This is a genomic window from Roseateles sp. P1_C1_2, assembly GCF_056406535.1.
On record NZ_JBFUAB010000033.1, the window covers coordinates 1 to 14,003 of the forward strand.

A 14,003-nucleotide genomic window follows, 5' to 3' on the forward strand; every position below is an offset into this window, starting at 1 on the left:
GCGCCAAGAACATCCATGCCCACTACGACCTGGGCAACGACTTCTACCGGCTCTGGCTGGACCCGGGCATGAGCTACAGCGCCGCCTGGTTCGAGGGCCGTGACGCACGCGGCGCCGACCTGCAGCTGGCGCAAGACGCGAAGTTCCGCCGTGCGCTGCGCGAGGCGCGCGTCGAGCCCGGTGCGCGCGTGCTGGAGATCGGCTGCGGCTGGGGCGGCATGGCCGAGCTGGCCGCGACCGAATTCGGCGCCAAGGTGACGGGCGTGACGCTGTCTGCCGAGCAACTGGCCTGGGCCGATCAACGCATGAAGGCCGCTGGCCTTGCCGACCACGTGGAGCTGCTCTACCAGGACTACCGCGACCTGCCGGCCAAACATGCCGCCGAGCCCTTCGACGCCGTCGTCTCCATCGAGATGTTCGAGGCCGTCGGCCACGAATACTGGGCGGGCTATTTCCAGACGCTGAACGCCTGCCTCAAGCCCGGCGGCCGCGCCTGCATCCAGACCATCACCATCCGCGATGACCTGTTCGAGCGCTATCTGCGCTCGACGGACTTCATCCAGCAATACATCTTCCCGGGTGGCCTGCTGCCCAGCCCGTCGGCCTTCGAGGCGGAGGCCCAGCGCGCCGGCTTCGTCGTCGAGAACCGGCTCGCCTTCGGCCGCGACTACGCCGAGACGCTGAGGCGCTGGCGCGATGCCTTCGTGGCGCGGCTGGATGCCGTGCAGCGCCAGGGTTTCGACCGGCGTTTCCAGCGCATCTGGGGCTTCTATCTGGCCTACTGCGAAGCTGCCTTCGACACCGGCAACACCGACGTCATGCAGTTCACGCTCCGCAAGCCCGCCCCATGAGCCCGCGGCAGCCGACACGACGCCTGGCGCTGGCCCAGCTCGCGGCCGCGGCCGCCTCCAACCCCATCGCCATGTCACAAGCCATCGCCGACACCCCGCCCTCCGCCGAGTTGCTCTCCCTGCTGCCGCAGGCCCGCCTGCAGGGCAGCGGCGTGCTGCGCTTCTTCGGCCTGCGCGTCTACGAAGCCAGGTTGTGGACCCAGCCGGGCTTCGAGGGCGACGACTACGCCCGCCAGCCCTTCGTGCTCGAGCTGGCCTACGACCGCCGCCTGGAAGGGCAGGCGATTGCCGAACGCTCCGTGGCCGAGATGCGGCGTGGCGGCAGCTTCGACGAGGCCAGGGCCAAGCGCTGGCTGGCCTTGATGACCAAGGCCTTTCCCGATGTCTCCAGCGGTGACCGCCTGCTCGGCTTCAACGACGGCAAGGGTGAGGTGCGCTTCTTCCACAACGGCCGCCTGACGGCCGAAACGCTGGACGCCGAATACGCACGCCTGTTCTTCGGCATCTGGCTGGCCAAGCAGACCTCGGCGCCCGCGTTGCGCGAGTCCCTGCTCGGCCTGGCGCGCTGAACGCTCGCCCGCCATGTCGGTATCCGCCATCGCCGCCGCCCCGCCCGCCCTCGGCTGGCGCCGCGGCATGGCCTATGCGACCTTGAGCGTGCCGCTGGCCTTCGTCTCCCTGCCGCTCTACGTCAACCTGCCCTACCACTACGCGTCGGCCTTTGGCATGCCGCTCGCCACGCTGGGCCTGGTCATGCTGGGCGTGCGCATGCTCGACGCCTTTGTCGACCCGGCGCTGGGGCGTGTGGCCGACGCGCTGTTCCGGCGCGGCAACGCGTGGGCTGCGGCGGCGCTGGGCAGCGTGGTGCTGGCCGCAGCCTTTGCGGCGCTGTGGCTGCCGCCGTCGATGGCGCCGTCCCTGCTGCTGGCCTGGCTGGTGCCGGCGCTGCTGCTGTGCACGCTGGCCTACAGCGGCGTCAGCATCGTCCATCAGTGCTGGGGCACGCGCTGGGGCGGCGGGCCCGAGTTGCGCGCGCGGGTGACGGGCTGGCGCGAGGCCGGCACGCTGACCGGGGTGCTGCTGGCCAGTGCGCTGCCGGCCTTGCTGGGCTGGACCACCACCAGCCTCGCCCTGGCCCTGCTGCTGGCGGCGGGCCTGCTGGGTTTGAGCCGGCTTGGCCCGGCCGCCGCGCCGCTCCCTGATCTGGAACCCGTTGCGCCCGCGGCCTCGCCATGGCGGCACGCCGCCTTCCGCCAACTGCTGACCGTCTTCATGCTGAACGGCATTGCCGGCGCCGTGCCTGCCACGCTGCTGCCCTTCTTCATCGCCGACCGGCTGCAACTGCCGCACTGGCAAGCGCCGCTGCTGCTGACCTACTTCGGGGCCGCGGTGCTCGGCCTGCCGCTGTGGGTGCGCGCCGCCGGCCGCTGGGGGCTGTCGCCGGTGTGGCGAGCCGGCATGCTGGCCAATGTGCTGGCCTTCGCCGCCGCGCCGCTGCTGGGCGCCGGCGACGGTGCGGCCTTCGCCGCCATCTGCCTGTGCAGCGGCCTGGCCCTGGGCGCCGACCTGGCGCTGCCGGGCGCATTGCTGACGGGCGTCATCCACCGCGGCGGCGCCGGCCAGCGCGAGGAGGGGGTCTACATCGGCTGGTGGACCTGTGCCACCAAGCTCAACCTGGCGCTGGCCGCCGGCCTGGCCCTGCCGCTGCTCGCGGCGCTGGGCTACCGCAGCGGGGGTGCCGACCCGGCGGGCCTGCAGGCCCTGGCCTGGGCCTATGGCGGCCTGCCTTGCCTGCTCAAGCTCGCCGCCGCTGCGGCGCTGTGGCGGGCCGAGCGCCTCAACCCGACCTGGAAGGAACGCGGATGAACACCATCCCACGCCGCAGCCTGTTGGCTGCAACCCTGGCCGTGAGCCTGGCCGGCTGCGCGGGCCCCCAGGTGCAGGACTACGCCAACGAACGACCCACCATCGAGCTGCGCGAATTCCTCAACGGCGAGCTGACGGCCAAGGGCATCTTCACCGACCGCGCCGGCCGCGTCGCCAAGCGTTTCACGGTGACGATGAGCGGGCATTGGGAGGGCGACAACGGCGTCCTCGACGAGCGCTTCACCTACAGCGACGGCAGCACGCAGCGGCGCGTGTGGCGGCTCAAGGCTCTCGGCCAGGGGCGTTACAGCGGCACGGCGGACGACGTCGTCGGCGAGGCCGCTGGCGAGAGCGCCGGCAATGCCTTCCGCTGGGCCTACACGCTGGCCCTGCCGGTGGATGGCCGCGTCTGGAATGTGGCGCTGGACGACTGGATGTTCCTCATCGACGCGCGCACCGTGCTCAACCGCTCGGCCATGAGCAAGTTCGGCCTGCACCTGGGCGACGTGACCCTGGTCATCACCAAGACGTGAACGCCATGCCGCTGTTCGGGTCACTCAACCCACCGCTTTCCGACTGGCAAGGTCGCTGGGTCTGGGTCATCGGCGCGTCGTCGGGCATAGGCCGGGCCACGGCGGCGGCGCTGTCACGGCAAGGCGCGCGCGTCGTCGTCTCGGCCCGTCAGCGTGACGCGCTCGACGCCTTCGTGCGCGAGCATGCGGGCAGCATCGCGCTGCCGCTGGACGTCACGCGACCGGACGAGATGCGCGCCGCAGCCGAGCGTGTGCAACTCCTGGCCCAGGGCCCGCCCGCACTGGTGATGTATTGCGCCGGCCATTACCAGCCGATGCGCGCCACCGCCTTCGACCGCACCGAGGTGCAGAGGCATCTCAAGGTCAACTACCTGGGCGTGCTGCATCTGCTGGAAGCCATGCTGCCGGCGCTGATCGCGGCGGGTAGCGGCCATCTCTGTCTGGTGGGCAGCGTGGCGGCCTACCGCGGCCTGCCGCTGTCGCTGGCCTATGGGCCGACCAAGGCGGCCCTCAACAACCTGGCCGAGACCCTCTATCTGGACCTGCAGCCGCTCGGCCTGGGCGTGTCCATCGTCAACCCGGGCTTTGTCGACACGCCATTGACGGCTGGCAATCAGTTTGCGATGCCCGGCCTGATCACGCCCGAGGAGGCCGCCCGGCACATCCTGCGCGGCTGGGCCAAGGGGCGTTTCGAGATGAACTTCCCGCGCCGCTTCACGGCCTGGATGCGGCTGCTGCGTTGCCTGCCCGATGCCTGGTATTTCGCCGCGGTGCGGCGCACGACCGGGGCCTGAAGGCCGCCGCAACTGACGATCTAGGGGTGAGCCCCCCGCGCTGAGCGCATATCCATCTGCGCAAAGCGGCGTTCCCTCTTTGGGAGGCGCTGCCTAGAGTGCCGGGCAATGACACGCCTGCTCACCTTCCCCGACTCCCAGCACCAGGTGCTGTCGATCCGCGCCAAGGCGCTGGTCTTCGACGACCCGGCCTCGCGCGCGCTGCTGGCCCAGGCCGAGCGCGTGGCGGCGAGCGACGCCACCGTCCTCATCATTGGCGAGACCGGCACCGGCAAGGAGTTGATCGCCCGCCATATCCACAACAGCAGCGGCCGCCGCGGCCCCTTCCTGGCCGTGAACTGCGGTGCCTTCACCGAGCAACTGGTCGAGGCCGAGCTGTTCGGCCACGAGGCCGGGGCCTACACCGGCGCCACCAGCGCGCGCGCCGGCTGGTTCGAGGCCGCGGCCGATGGCACGCTGTTCCTGGACGAAGTGGGTGACCTGCCGCTGTCCGTGCAGGTCAAGCTGCTGCGCGTGCTGCAGGAGCGCCAGGTCGTGCGCATCGGGTCGCGCAAGCCCATCGACGTGCGCGTGCGCCTCGTGGCCGCCACCAATGTGCGGCTGGAGCAGGCCGTGGCCGCGGGCCACTTCCGCGCCGACCTCTATTACCGACTCAGCGTCGCGACGTTGCAGCTCAGCCCGCTGGCGCAGCGCCCGGGCGACATCCTGGCCCTGGCCGAGCATTTCATCGGCGTCTACAGCCGCCGCCTCGGCTTGAACGATGTGCGCCTGGCCCCCGAGGCGCGCGACGCGCTGCTGGCCTATGCCTGGCCCGGCAACATCCGCGAGCTGGAAAACGTCATCCACTACGCCCTCATCATCTGCCGCGACGAGCGCATTGCTCGCGAGGACCTGCAGCTGCACGCCATCGGGCGCGCGCATCCCGCGCCGGTGGCCTTGCCTGCCGCGGCGGGCGATGACGAGGAGGTGCTGGAGCGCGTCTTCGAGCGGCTGTTCGACGAGGCGCCCCAGGCCCTGCATGTGCGCGTCGAGTCCGCGTTGATCCGCTCCGCCTATCGCCATTGCCACCACAACCAGGTGCATACCGCGGCCCTGCTCGGCATCACCCGCAATGTGCTGCGCACCCATCTGAAACGGCTGGACCTGCTGCCGCCCGCGCGCCCGGCCGCCGTGCAGCAGATCGCGCACGAACCCGAGCGCCAGGACGCGCGCCTTCACGCCGCTGCATGAGCACCGCACGGCCGCCCGAAGGTGCTCATTCCCGCCCGGCGGGATCGCGCGTAAGCGCGCAGGGTGCCCTAAATAAGCTAACGCGAAAAGCTTAGTTCGCGCGCCGCCGCGCGCTGCGCACACTGACCCGGCCCCTCTGATCCCTAGCCCCCCCACATGCCGATGAACGCTTCCACCTTTGCCCGTCGCGCCCTGGCGCCGCTCGCTCTGCTCCTCGCCGCCGGTGCCGCCCAGGCCCAGGGCGACAACCCCTATGGCCTCGCCTCCGTCTGGACGAACAGCGACGCCGTCACCAAGGCCGTGCTCTTCACCCTCGTCGCGATGAGCGCGGGTAGCTGGTACGTCATCATCACCAAGCTGTTGCAGCAGGCCCGCCTGGGCGCGCAGGCGCGCGCCGCGCAGAAGGACTTCTGGAGCGCCGGCACCGTCAAGGCGGGCGCCGAGAAGCTGTCCGAGAAGAGCCCCTACCGCTACATCGCCGAAGCCAGCCTGGAAGCCACGCAACGCCACCACGGCCTGCGCGCCAAGGTGGACTTCGCCGACTGGGTGGACCTGTCCCTGCACCGCGCCACCGAGCGTGTGCAGCGCCAGCTCTCCACGGGCCTGAGCCTGCTGGCGACGGTGGGTTCGACGTCGCCCTTTGTCGGCCTGCTGGGCACGGTCTGGGGCATCTATCACGCGCTGACGGCCATCGGCGTGGCCGGCCAGGCTTCCATCGACAAGGTGGCCGGCCCGGTGGGCGAGGCTCTCATCATGACGGCCATCGGCCTGTTCGTCGCCGTGCCCGCCGTGCTGGGCTACAACGCGCTGCTGCGCCGCAATGCGCTGGTGCTGGACGACGTGCGCGACTTCTCCGGCGAGCTGCATTCGGTGCTGCTGGGCTCGGGCCATGAAGAGCCCGCCGCCGCCAGCGCGCCGCAAGCCGCTGGCCTGACGCCGGCCCTGGCCTGAAATCAAGTGAGCCCCTCGCCCAGTCTTGCCTCGCTGAACGCGGGCATACCTGGTCGGTCCCCCGCGGGGACGGCGATGCCCGCGGCATCGAGCCGCGGGCACATCGCCCAAGCGGGCCGGCTTGGGAGCGGCCCGGCGCTCGGCCCGAAGACTCTCTCATGCGGCGCGGCTGCCGTGAACGCGATGGACAACTGATATGGCTATACAACTTGTGCAGGGTGCCGACGAGGCTGTCTCGTCCATCAACACGACGCCGCTCGTCGACGTCATGCTGGTGCTGCTCATCATCTTCCTCATCACCATCCCGGTCGTGAACTTCTCGGTGCCGGTGGAGCTGCCCAAGCAGCGCAACGAGGTGCGCGAGAGCGAGCCCAAGGACGTCGTCATCACGGTCTCGCGCGACGGCAAGCTCTACTGGTTCGACGCGCCAGTGGCCAGCAAGGACGCCCTCTTCGAGCGGTTCAAGGGCATTGCCCAGCAGCAGCCCCAGCCCGAGGTGCATGTGCGCGGTGATGCCGGCAGCGACTACGCCCCGGTGGGCCGCGTGCTGCTGGCCGCCCAGCGCGCCGGCATCGCCAAGGTGGGCTTCATCACCGAACCGCCGGCGAGGTCGCTGTGAGCGCGGGACCCCTGCGCAAGGCGGCCCGCGCGCGCCGCCAGCTCACGTCGGCCCTGCCCGTGCCCGACATCAACACCACGCCGCTGATCGACGTGATGCTGGTGCTGCTGGTGATGCTCATCATCACCATCCCGGTGCAGCTGCACAGCGTCAAGCTCAACCTGCCCATCGCGCCGCCTTCGGCGCCGCCGCCTGTGCCGCCCGAAGTCGTGCGGCTGGACATCACGCCCGACGCCGTGCTGTGGAACGGCGAGGCCATCGCCGACCAGGTCGTGCTGCGCGAGCGCCTCGACGCTGCCGGCAAGCAGGCCACCCAGCCCGAGGTGCATGTGCGCCCGCAGCCGGGCGCCAAGTACGACGAATTCGCGGCCGTCATGACGGCAGCCCACCAGGCCGGGCTGACCAAGCTCGGCGTGACGGGCAGCGAACAGTTTCTGGACGACTCGAAGTAGGAGATTGAATCCATGAGCGCAGTTCTCTTGCCCGGCGGTTTGACGCTGGACGACACCCGCCCCGCGCCACGCCGTCTCGTTGCACCGGCGCCTCTCGCCGCGGCCGCGCCCTTGCGCTCGCAGCTCAAGCCGCCGGCCAATGCCAACCGCGGCACCGGCATCGCCCTCGTCGTCGGCCTGCACATCGTGCTGGGCTGGGGCCTGACCACGGGCCTCGCGTCCAAGGCCATCGAGGCGATCAGGAAGCCCATCGACATGGCCTTGCTGCCCGAGGTGCTGCCGCCGCCTCCACCACCGCCGCCGCCCAAGGTCGTCAAGATCGAGCCGGTGCAGAAGGTGGTGCCGCCGCCGGCCTATGTGCCGCCGCCCGAGGTGGTGCCCGTCGTCACGCCGCCGCCTGCGCCCATCCAGGTCGTGCAGGCCGCACCGCCCAAGGAGCCGGTCGTCATCGCCGCGGCGCCGGCGCCCGTCGTCGCGCCACCCGCACCGCCGCCGGCGCCCGCCATCGTCAAGCGCGAGATCAGCCTGGCCTGCCCCGGCTACGAAGCCGTGCTGGCCGGCGCGCTGGAGGAAGCCATCGACCGCGTCGGCCTCAAGGGCACGGTGCAGACGCTGATCAAGATCCGGGGCAACCAGGTGGTCGACGTGCTGCCGCAGTCGGGCCCGAAGGAATATCACAAATACGTCCAGGCGGCGGTCAAGCGCATGCGCTGCACGGCCGGCGGCGCCGACGAAATCCAGGTCTCTCTCCCCGTCATCTTTTCCTGACGTCAAGTGGCCCCTCGCTCGGTCTTGCTGCGCTGGACGCGCGCAAGCCCGATCGGTCCCCCGAGGGGACGGCGATGCGTGCCGGATCGACCGGCACGCACATCGCCAGACGGGCCGGCTACGGAGCGGCCTGGCGCTCGGCCCGAAGAACAGCGCCGCAAACAACTGAATATGAAATCTCATTCCCGACGCGGCCTGCTGCAAGGCCTGGGCGCACTCGCGCTGCTGCCGGCCACGGCCCGTGCTGCCGACACACCGCCCAACATCCTCTTCATCCTGGCCGACGACATGGGCTACGCCGACCTCGGCGTCTATGGCCAGCGCGACTACGCCACGCCCCACCTCGACAAGCTGGCGGCCCAGGGCACCCGCTTCACGCAGGGCTACGCCAACTCGGCCGTCTGTTCGGCCACGCGTTTTGGTCTCATCACCGGGCGCTACCAATACCGGCTGCGCGGCGGCCTGGAGGAACCCGTCGGTGGCGACCAGCTCGGCCTGCCGCCCGACCACCCCACGCTGCCGTCGCTGTTGAAGGCGCGCGGCTACCGCACCGCGCTGTTCGGCAAATGGCATCTGGGTGCCTTGCCCAAGTACGGTCCGCTGAAGAGCGGCTATGACGAGTTCTTCGGCAACACCGGTGGCGCGGTGGACTACTTCACCCACAAGGCCGGCGTCGGCGCCAACCTGCCGCCCGATCTCTTCGAAGGCGAGGTGCGCGTCGACAAGGCCGGCTACTACACCGACCTGATCGCCGAGCACGGCCAGGCCTTCCTGCGCAAGCAGACGGCGAAGGAGCCCTTTCTGCTGTCATTGCACTTCACCGCACCACACTGGCCTTGGGAGGGGCCAGGCGACGAGCCCGTGTCGCGCCAGCTGAAGAACCTCAACCACACGGACGGCGGCAGCCTGAAGAAGTACGGTGAGATCGTCGGCGCGCTGGACGCGGCGGTGGGCCGCGTGCTGGCCACGCTGGAGGCGCAAGGGCTGGCGCAGAACACTCTCGTTGTCTTCACCAGCGACAACGGCGGCGAGCGCTTCTCCAACACCTGGCCCTTCAGCGGCCAGAAGTCCGAACTGCTGGAAGGCGGCATCCGCGTGCCCACGCTGCTGCGCTGGCCGGCGCGTGTGAAGGCCGGGCAGGTGAGTGACCAGGTCGTCATCAGCATGGACTGGCTGCCCACCTTGCTTGCCGCGGCCGGCACGGCGCCGCGGGCGGACTATCCGAGCGACGGCACCAACGTGCTGCCGCAGGTTCTCGGCCAGGCCGCCACGGTCGAGCGCAAGCTGTTCTGGCGCTACAAGTCCAACGCCCAGCGCGCGCTGCGCGACGGCGACTGGAAGTATCTGCAGATCAATGGCAACGAGTTCTTGTTCAACCTCGCCCAGGACCCGCGCGAACGCGCCAACCTGGCGGAGCGGGAGCCGGAGCGGCTGAAGCAGTTGCGGGCCGACTGGGTGGCCTGGGACGCAACCATGCTGCCGATCACGGAGGACGTGAGGAGCTACAAGATCAGCCCGAAGGTGCAGGCGGACAGGCCGGGAGGCTGAGCGGGGGCGCCGCGCTGGGCATCGTTCGCATCGGCCAAGCGGGGTAGAGTTGGCGCGGTGGCGGGTTCGCGTAACTTGACAGTTACACAGGCGCCCACCGATGTCCGGTGCTCCGGGAAGCGAACACTCAGCCCATGCAATATCTGTCTTCCAGCTATGCCCCGTGGGTGGTTGCCGCATCGCTGCTGATTGCCAGCTTTGCGTCCTATGTCGCGCTTGACCTGGCCAAGCGCGTCCGCACCCGCGACCGCGGTGTCGCCGTCAGCTGGTGGGCTGGCGGCTCGTTGGCGATGGGCACCGGCATCTGGTGCATGCACTTCGTCGGCATGCTGGCCTTCTCCCTGCCGATTGCGCTGGGCTATACCGTGGTGCTCACGGTGGCATCGTGGGTCGCCGGGGTCGCCGTGTCGGCCATCGCGCTGTATGTTGCGAGTCATGGCGAGCTCACCTGGCCCCGCCTGACCGGTGGCGCCATCGCGATGGGGCTGGGCATCTGTGCGATGCACTACACCGGCATGGCCGCGCTCGACATGTCGCCCGGCATCGTCTGGAATCCGCTGCTGGTCGCGGCATCGGCGCTGATCGCGGTCGCCGCGTCAGCGGCGGCGTTGTTGATCTTCTTCTGGCTGCGCAAGATGGGCGACCGGCGCGGCATGATCTTCCAGCCGTTGGCCGCGCTGGTGATGGGCATCGCCATCTGCGGCATGCACTACACGGGCATGGCGGCGGCGAGTTTCCCGGTCGGCACGGTCTGCCTGAGCGCGGACGCGCTGGCCGGCCCGCAACTCGGCATGGTGGTGTCGGTGTCGTCCGTTGCGCTGCTGGCGATGACCTTGTTCACGTCGACCCTGGATGCCCGCATGCGCAGCTCGCTGAAGGTTGCGAACGTGAAGCTGGAAACGGCCAATGAGGAGTTGCGGCGGCGGGCGTTCCAGGATCCGCTCACCGGCCTGCCCAACCGCATGCTGTTCGAGGACCGCCTGGCCCATGCGCTGCAGCGCCACGCGCGCACCGGGGAGCAGATCTCGGAGCGCAATGCCGGCAAGGTGGCCGTGCTGTTTGTCGACCTCGATGGCTTCAAGCCGATCAATGATTCGCTCGGCCATGCCGCAGGTGATACGGTGCTGAAGGAGGTCGCAGCGCGCCTGAGCACCGTGGCGCGCGATGCCGACACGGTGGCTCGCATCGGCGGCGACGAATTCGTGCTGCTGATGGAGGATGTCAGCAGTCTGGTGGACTGCGTCAGCCTCGCCCGCCGCCTGATCGCGGCCTTGTCAGCACCGCTTGAGATCGGTGGGCGGCGGGTCGCTTTGTCGGGATCGGTCGGCATCGCCGCCTACCCCGATCACGGCGACGGCGACAAACTGGTCATGCACGCGGACGCCGCGATGTACACGGCCAAACGCGCCGGCGGCAGCACCTATGCGCTGTACGAGACGCATATGGACGAAGGCGCGCAGGAGCAGCTCAATCTGTTGAACGACCTGCGTCATGCCATCGAACACGGGCAACTGCAGCTCCACTACCAACCCAAGATCGACGGCCAGCATGGGCAGATCCGTGGCGTCGAAGCCCTGCTGCGCTGGAATCATCCAGAGCGCGGCCTGCTGAACCCGGGCCTGTTCATTCCGATCGCGGAGCGCTTCGGCCTCATCAACAGCCTGGGCAACTGGGTCATCGACGAGGCCTGCCGGCAGATGCACGCCTGGGCGGAGATCGGCCTGAACATGCGCGTGGCGATCAACCTGTCGGTGCATCAGCTGCGTGAGGATGACCTGGCGGCACGGATCGAAGCGGCACTTTCCAGGAGCCTGGTCGAGCCCTCGCAACTGCTCTGTGAGATCACCGAGTCCGTCGCGATGGAGGACATCAAGAGCACCCAGCGCGCCTTCGAGCAGTTGGCCCGTATCGGCGTGTTCCTCTCCATCGACGATTTCGGGACCGGCTACTCAAGCCTCAGCTATTTGCGCCAGCTGCCCGCTCGCCAGCTCAAGATCGATCGCAGTTTCGTCTCCGACGTCGAGACCAGCGCCGACGCCAGGGCCATCGTCAGCGCCGTCATCCAACTGGCCCACGAGCTCGGCCTGCGAGTCGTCGCCGAAGGCGTGGAGACCAAGGGCCAGCGCGACATCCTGCTGGCGCTGCACTGCGACGAACTGCAGGGTTATTTCCTGGCGCGACCGATGGCAGCCGAGACGCTGCAGGCCTGGACCGAAGGACGAAAGCCCGTCGGCACGGCTGATTTCTCGCCCTCGGTCTTGGGTGGTCATCTGATGATGGACGGCGGCGCGTCAGGGGCAGCGGGGCTGTAGGCAACGGCTCAGCGAATCGAATAGCCGCCGTCGACGGGTAGCGTGACGCCGGTGATGAAGTCGGCGGCCTGAGAGGCCAGGAAGACTGCGGCGCCAACCAGTTCGTCGGGCTTTCCCCAGCGGTTGGCGGGGGTGCGCGCAAGGATTGCATCGTTCATCGGCGAGCTCCGGACGCGAGTGGTCATGTTCGTCTCTATCCATCCCGGTGCGATGGCATTGACCTGGATGTTGTGGGGGGCGAGCTCGATCGCCATGGACTTGGTCAGCTGAACGACAGCGCCCTTGGCGGCGCTGTAGGCAGGCTGAAAGCCGGAACCGAAGAAGGAGTACATGCTGGCCAGATTGATGATCTTGCCGCGCTTGCGGCCGAGCATTGATCGGGCGGCCAGCTGCGACAGCAGGAAGCAGGCGTTCAGATTGGTTTCAAGCACGGCGTCCCAGCTCTCGGCGGCTTCGTTCAGCACGCCGTAGTTGGGCGACGCGATGCCCGCGTTGTTGACCAGGATGTCCAGCCCTCGGAGCTCTTGCTCGACCTGTGCCACGGCGGGCGCCAGTTCCACGCGGTTCATGACGTCCAATTGGAGGGCGAGCGCCGGCCTTCCGATGGCCTGAAGCTCTGCGAGGACGAGGCGGTTCTTTTCTTCATCGCGGGCCAGCACAGCCACCGACGCGCCCGCGCGGGCCAGGCCCAAGGCGATGGCACGACCAATGCCACCGTTGCCGCCGGTCACGATGGCAACGCGGCCGCTCAGGTCAAAAGGCGATGTGGTTTCGGTCATTGGCAGTCCTCAGAGCTTGTGCCGCGGCCCGTGGAGACTACTCCGCCCGTCAAGGAGGACGGGGATGGGGCTTCAGTGCCAGTCCAGCTTGCAGTGCTGACACCACCTGGCCTGCCAGGTGATCAAGCGGCCGCCACAGCGCGGGCAGTCGGCCTCGCGCTTCTCGCAAGACTTGTGCATTTCGTGCTTGAGCCAGGCCTCTGCGGTGGCCGAGTCGAGGCCCTCCAGCGCCATCAAGGCGGCCACCCGCTTCGAAGCAGGGATTTTGTTGAGCTGCATGACAGAGCGCAGATGGACGGCTGCGCGAAGATAGGTCTCGGAGCAGCGCAGACAAACGGCGGGCTCAGTCTCTTGCATCGATAGCGCCCCTTGCCGTCATCACGTCGACAGCAATACGGCCGCAAGCACCGCGTTCGCGACCATGAGCGTGATGTCGACGACGAAGATGAAGAGCATGGGGCCGGACAGCACCGGCCAAAACGATTCGCCGATGCGTCCACCTCGGAGCGCCACCGGCAGGTTGGCGACAAACTGGCTGGCGTGTGCCAGCGAGAAGACCCCGGCGAACAACGCGCGCTGCGCGGGCTCCGGAAAGAGCGATCCGTTGAGCAGCAACAGCACCGCGAACGCCGCGAAGGCGAAGTTCATGCCGCCAAGAAACCGGACGGACGCCGCGATGGTTGGAAACAGCGGCGACTGGCGTGCGGAGGGTGGGACCAGCAGCTTGGCGGCGGCGTTCGGCCTGAGGCTGAAGTACTGAAAGCCGGCGCCGAACCAGAGGGTGTTCAACACCAGAACGACGGCGAAGGCGGTGGCTTTGTCCACGGATGATGGTGTGAGATGAGGCGCCCCCCAACTATGCCAGCCGTGTCGCGGTCTTCCACCTCTCGGCCTTGGCCCACAACTCGGCGAAATGGCTTGCCAGGCGTGGGCCCGAGAAGCTCAATGCCGGTCTGCGCGCGGTGGCAAGGCGTCTGCGCTGCCGGTGTCGCCGGACGGCGCAGCAACCGCATTCGACTCGCTCGGCTGCAACTCGCCGGCACGCCGGTCGCGCAGCACCGAGCGGGCTTCGTAGAGGCAGTCGGCTTGCGACTGCTGGGTCTTGCCGGCCAGGCAGTTGGCGCGCTCCTGCTGGTAGATCTCGGTGGCGGTCTGGGTTTGTGCGGTGATGGGCAAGACGATGGCGACCACGGTCGCTGCGGCAGCAATGGCGCGGACGGGTATCCGCCACGAAGTGGATCGGCGCATGTTCATGACTTTCTCCTGCTGGGTCAGGCACTGACAGGGTTGGGCCAGCATG

At 68.9% G+C, this 14,003-nt stretch carries 16 protein-coding genes; 12 read left to right on the forward strand and 4 right to left on the reverse strand.

Translation table 11 applies throughout. The features are described 5' to 3' along the window. The 12 genes from AC1D2H_RS27205 to AC1D2H_RS27260 all read left to right on the forward strand — a co-directional run. Nucleotides 1-851 (forward strand): class I SAM-dependent methyltransferase (locus AC1D2H_RS27205; protein ID WP_478013034.1); only part of this gene is annotated, 851 nt, incomplete at its 5' end. Then, nucleotides 848-1,420 (forward strand): chalcone isomerase family protein, encoded by a 573-nt coding sequence (locus tag AC1D2H_RS27210; protein WP_478013035.1) that lies wholly within the window; start codon nucleotides 848-850, stop codon nucleotides 1,418-1,420. The genes AC1D2H_RS27205 and AC1D2H_RS27210, both read left to right, overlap by 4 nt. A 13-nt stretch (nucleotides 1,421-1,433) precedes the next feature. After that, nucleotides 1,434-2,717 carry an MFS transporter gene (locus tag AC1D2H_RS27215; RefSeq protein ID WP_478013036.1) on the forward strand — a complete coding sequence of 428 codons (1,284 nt, stop codon included), beginning with the start codon at nucleotides 1,434-1,436 and terminating at the stop codon, nucleotides 2,715-2,717. Beyond that, a complete protein-coding gene (locus AC1D2H_RS27220; protein ID WP_478013037.1) occupies nucleotides 2,714-3,250 on the forward strand; it encodes a DUF3833 domain-containing protein in 537 nt (178 codons plus the stop codon). The genes AC1D2H_RS27215 and AC1D2H_RS27220 overlap by 4 nt, the downstream gene beginning before the upstream one ends. Nucleotides 3,251-3,255: 5 nt before the next feature. Continuing rightward, nucleotides 3,256-4,044, forward strand: a complete 789-nt coding sequence (locus AC1D2H_RS27225; protein ID WP_478013093.1) for an SDR family NAD(P)-dependent oxidoreductase — start codon at nucleotides 3,256-3,258, stop codon at nucleotides 4,042-4,044. Between the two features lie 108 nt (nucleotides 4,045-4,152). Then, a complete protein-coding gene (locus AC1D2H_RS27230) occupies nucleotides 4,153-5,274 on the forward strand; it encodes a sigma-54 interaction domain-containing protein (RefSeq protein WP_478013038.1) in 1,122 nt (373 codons plus the stop codon). Nucleotides 5,275-5,430: 156 nt separating this feature from the next. Next, nucleotides 5,431-6,225 (forward strand): MotA/TolQ/ExbB proton channel family protein, encoded by a 795-nt coding sequence (locus tag AC1D2H_RS27235; RefSeq protein WP_478013039.1) that lies wholly within the window; start codon nucleotides 5,431-5,433, stop codon nucleotides 6,223-6,225. A 196-nt stretch (nucleotides 6,226-6,421) separates the two neighbouring features. Next, nucleotides 6,422-6,844, forward strand: coding sequence for an ExbD/TolR family protein (locus AC1D2H_RS27240; RefSeq protein WP_478013040.1), 423 nt, complete (start codon nucleotides 6,422-6,424; stop codon nucleotides 6,842-6,844). Between the two features lie 11 nt (nucleotides 6,845-6,855). Next, nucleotides 6,856-7,296, forward strand: coding sequence for an ExbD/TolR family protein (locus AC1D2H_RS27245; protein WP_477934676.1), 441 nt, complete (start codon nucleotides 6,856-6,858; stop codon nucleotides 7,294-7,296). A gap of 12 nt (nucleotides 7,297-7,308) precedes the next feature. Further along, entirely contained in the window at nucleotides 7,309-8,064 is a 756-nt protein-coding gene (locus tag AC1D2H_RS27250) for a hypothetical protein (protein WP_477934668.1), read from the forward strand. Nucleotides 8,065-8,235: 171 nt separating this feature from the next. Next, a complete protein-coding gene (locus tag AC1D2H_RS27255) occupies nucleotides 8,236-9,612 on the forward strand; it encodes a sulfatase family protein (protein ID WP_478013041.1) in 1,377 nt (458 codons plus the stop codon). A gap of 134 nt (nucleotides 9,613-9,746) precedes the next feature. Beyond that, a complete protein-coding gene (locus AC1D2H_RS27260) occupies nucleotides 9,747-11,924 on the forward strand; it encodes a putative bifunctional diguanylate cyclase/phosphodiesterase (RefSeq protein ID WP_478013042.1) in 2,178 nt (725 codons plus the stop codon). Nucleotides 11,925-11,932: 8 nt separating this feature from the next. Here the strand turns inward: AC1D2H_RS27260 and AC1D2H_RS27265 are convergent, their stop codons facing one another. The 4 genes from AC1D2H_RS27265 to AC1D2H_RS27280 form a co-directional block, all read right to left on the reverse strand. After that, nucleotides 11,933-12,703, reverse strand: a complete 771-nt coding sequence (locus AC1D2H_RS27265; RefSeq protein ID WP_477936722.1) for an SDR family NAD(P)-dependent oxidoreductase — start codon at nucleotides 12,701-12,703, stop codon at nucleotides 11,933-11,935. A gap of 72 nt (nucleotides 12,704-12,775) precedes the next feature. Further along, entirely contained in the window at nucleotides 12,776-12,982 is a 207-nt protein-coding gene (locus tag AC1D2H_RS27270) for a hypothetical protein (protein WP_478013043.1), read from the reverse strand. A 99-nt stretch (nucleotides 12,983-13,081) separates the two neighbouring features. Then, entirely contained in the window at nucleotides 13,082-13,528 is a 447-nt protein-coding gene (locus tag AC1D2H_RS27275) for a hypothetical protein (RefSeq protein WP_477936726.1), read from the reverse strand. A 117-nt stretch (nucleotides 13,529-13,645) separates the two neighbouring features. After that, a complete protein-coding gene (locus AC1D2H_RS27280) occupies nucleotides 13,646-13,957 on the reverse strand; it encodes a hypothetical protein (RefSeq protein ID WP_478013044.1) in 312 nt (103 codons plus the stop codon). Nucleotides 13,958-14,003: the final 46 nt, after the last annotated feature.

Bases quoted from the DNA above. Each gene is read 5' to 3' on its own strand.
- AC1D2H_RS27210 (WP_478013035.1), top strand. From the start codon at position 848: ATGAGCCCGCGGCAGCCGACACGACGCCTGGCGCTGGCCCAGCTCGCG.
- AC1D2H_RS27215 (WP_478013036.1), top strand. From the start codon at position 1,434: ATGTCGGTATCCGCCATCGCCGCCGCCCCGCCCGCCCTCGGCTGGCGC.
- AC1D2H_RS27220 (WP_478013037.1), top strand. From the start codon at position 2,714: ATGAACACCATCCCACGCCGCAGCCTGTTGGCTGCAACCCTGGCCGTG.
- AC1D2H_RS27225 (WP_478013093.1), top strand. From the start codon at position 3,256: ATGCCGCTGTTCGGGTCACTCAACCCACCGCTTTCCGACTGGCAAGGT.
- AC1D2H_RS27230 (WP_478013038.1), top strand. From the start codon at position 4,153: ATGACACGCCTGCTCACCTTCCCCGACTCCCAGCACCAGGTGCTGTCG.
- AC1D2H_RS27235 (WP_478013039.1), top strand. From the start codon at position 5,431: ATGCCGATGAACGCTTCCACCTTTGCCCGTCGCGCCCTGGCGCCGCTC.
- AC1D2H_RS27240 (WP_478013040.1), top strand. From the start codon at position 6,422: ATGGCTATACAACTTGTGCAGGGTGCCGACGAGGCTGTCTCGTCCATC.
- AC1D2H_RS27250 (WP_477934668.1), top strand. From the start codon at position 7,309: ATGAGCGCAGTTCTCTTGCCCGGCGGTTTGACGCTGGACGACACCCGC.
- AC1D2H_RS27255 (WP_478013041.1), top strand. From the start codon at position 8,236: ATGAAATCTCATTCCCGACGCGGCCTGCTGCAAGGCCTGGGCGCACTC.
- AC1D2H_RS27260 (WP_478013042.1), top strand. From the start codon at position 9,747: ATGCAATATCTGTCTTCCAGCTATGCCCCGTGGGTGGTTGCCGCATCG.
- AC1D2H_RS27265 (WP_477936722.1), bottom strand. From the start codon at position 12,703: ATGACCGAAACCACATCGCCTTTTGACCTGAGCGGCCGCGTTGCCATC.
- AC1D2H_RS27270 (WP_478013043.1), bottom strand. From the start codon at position 12,982: ATGCAGCTCAACAAAATCCCTGCTTCGAAGCGGGTGGCCGCCTTGATG.
- AC1D2H_RS27280 (WP_478013044.1), bottom strand. From the start codon at position 13,957: ATGAACATGCGCCGATCCACTTCGTGGCGGATACCCGTCCGCGCCATT.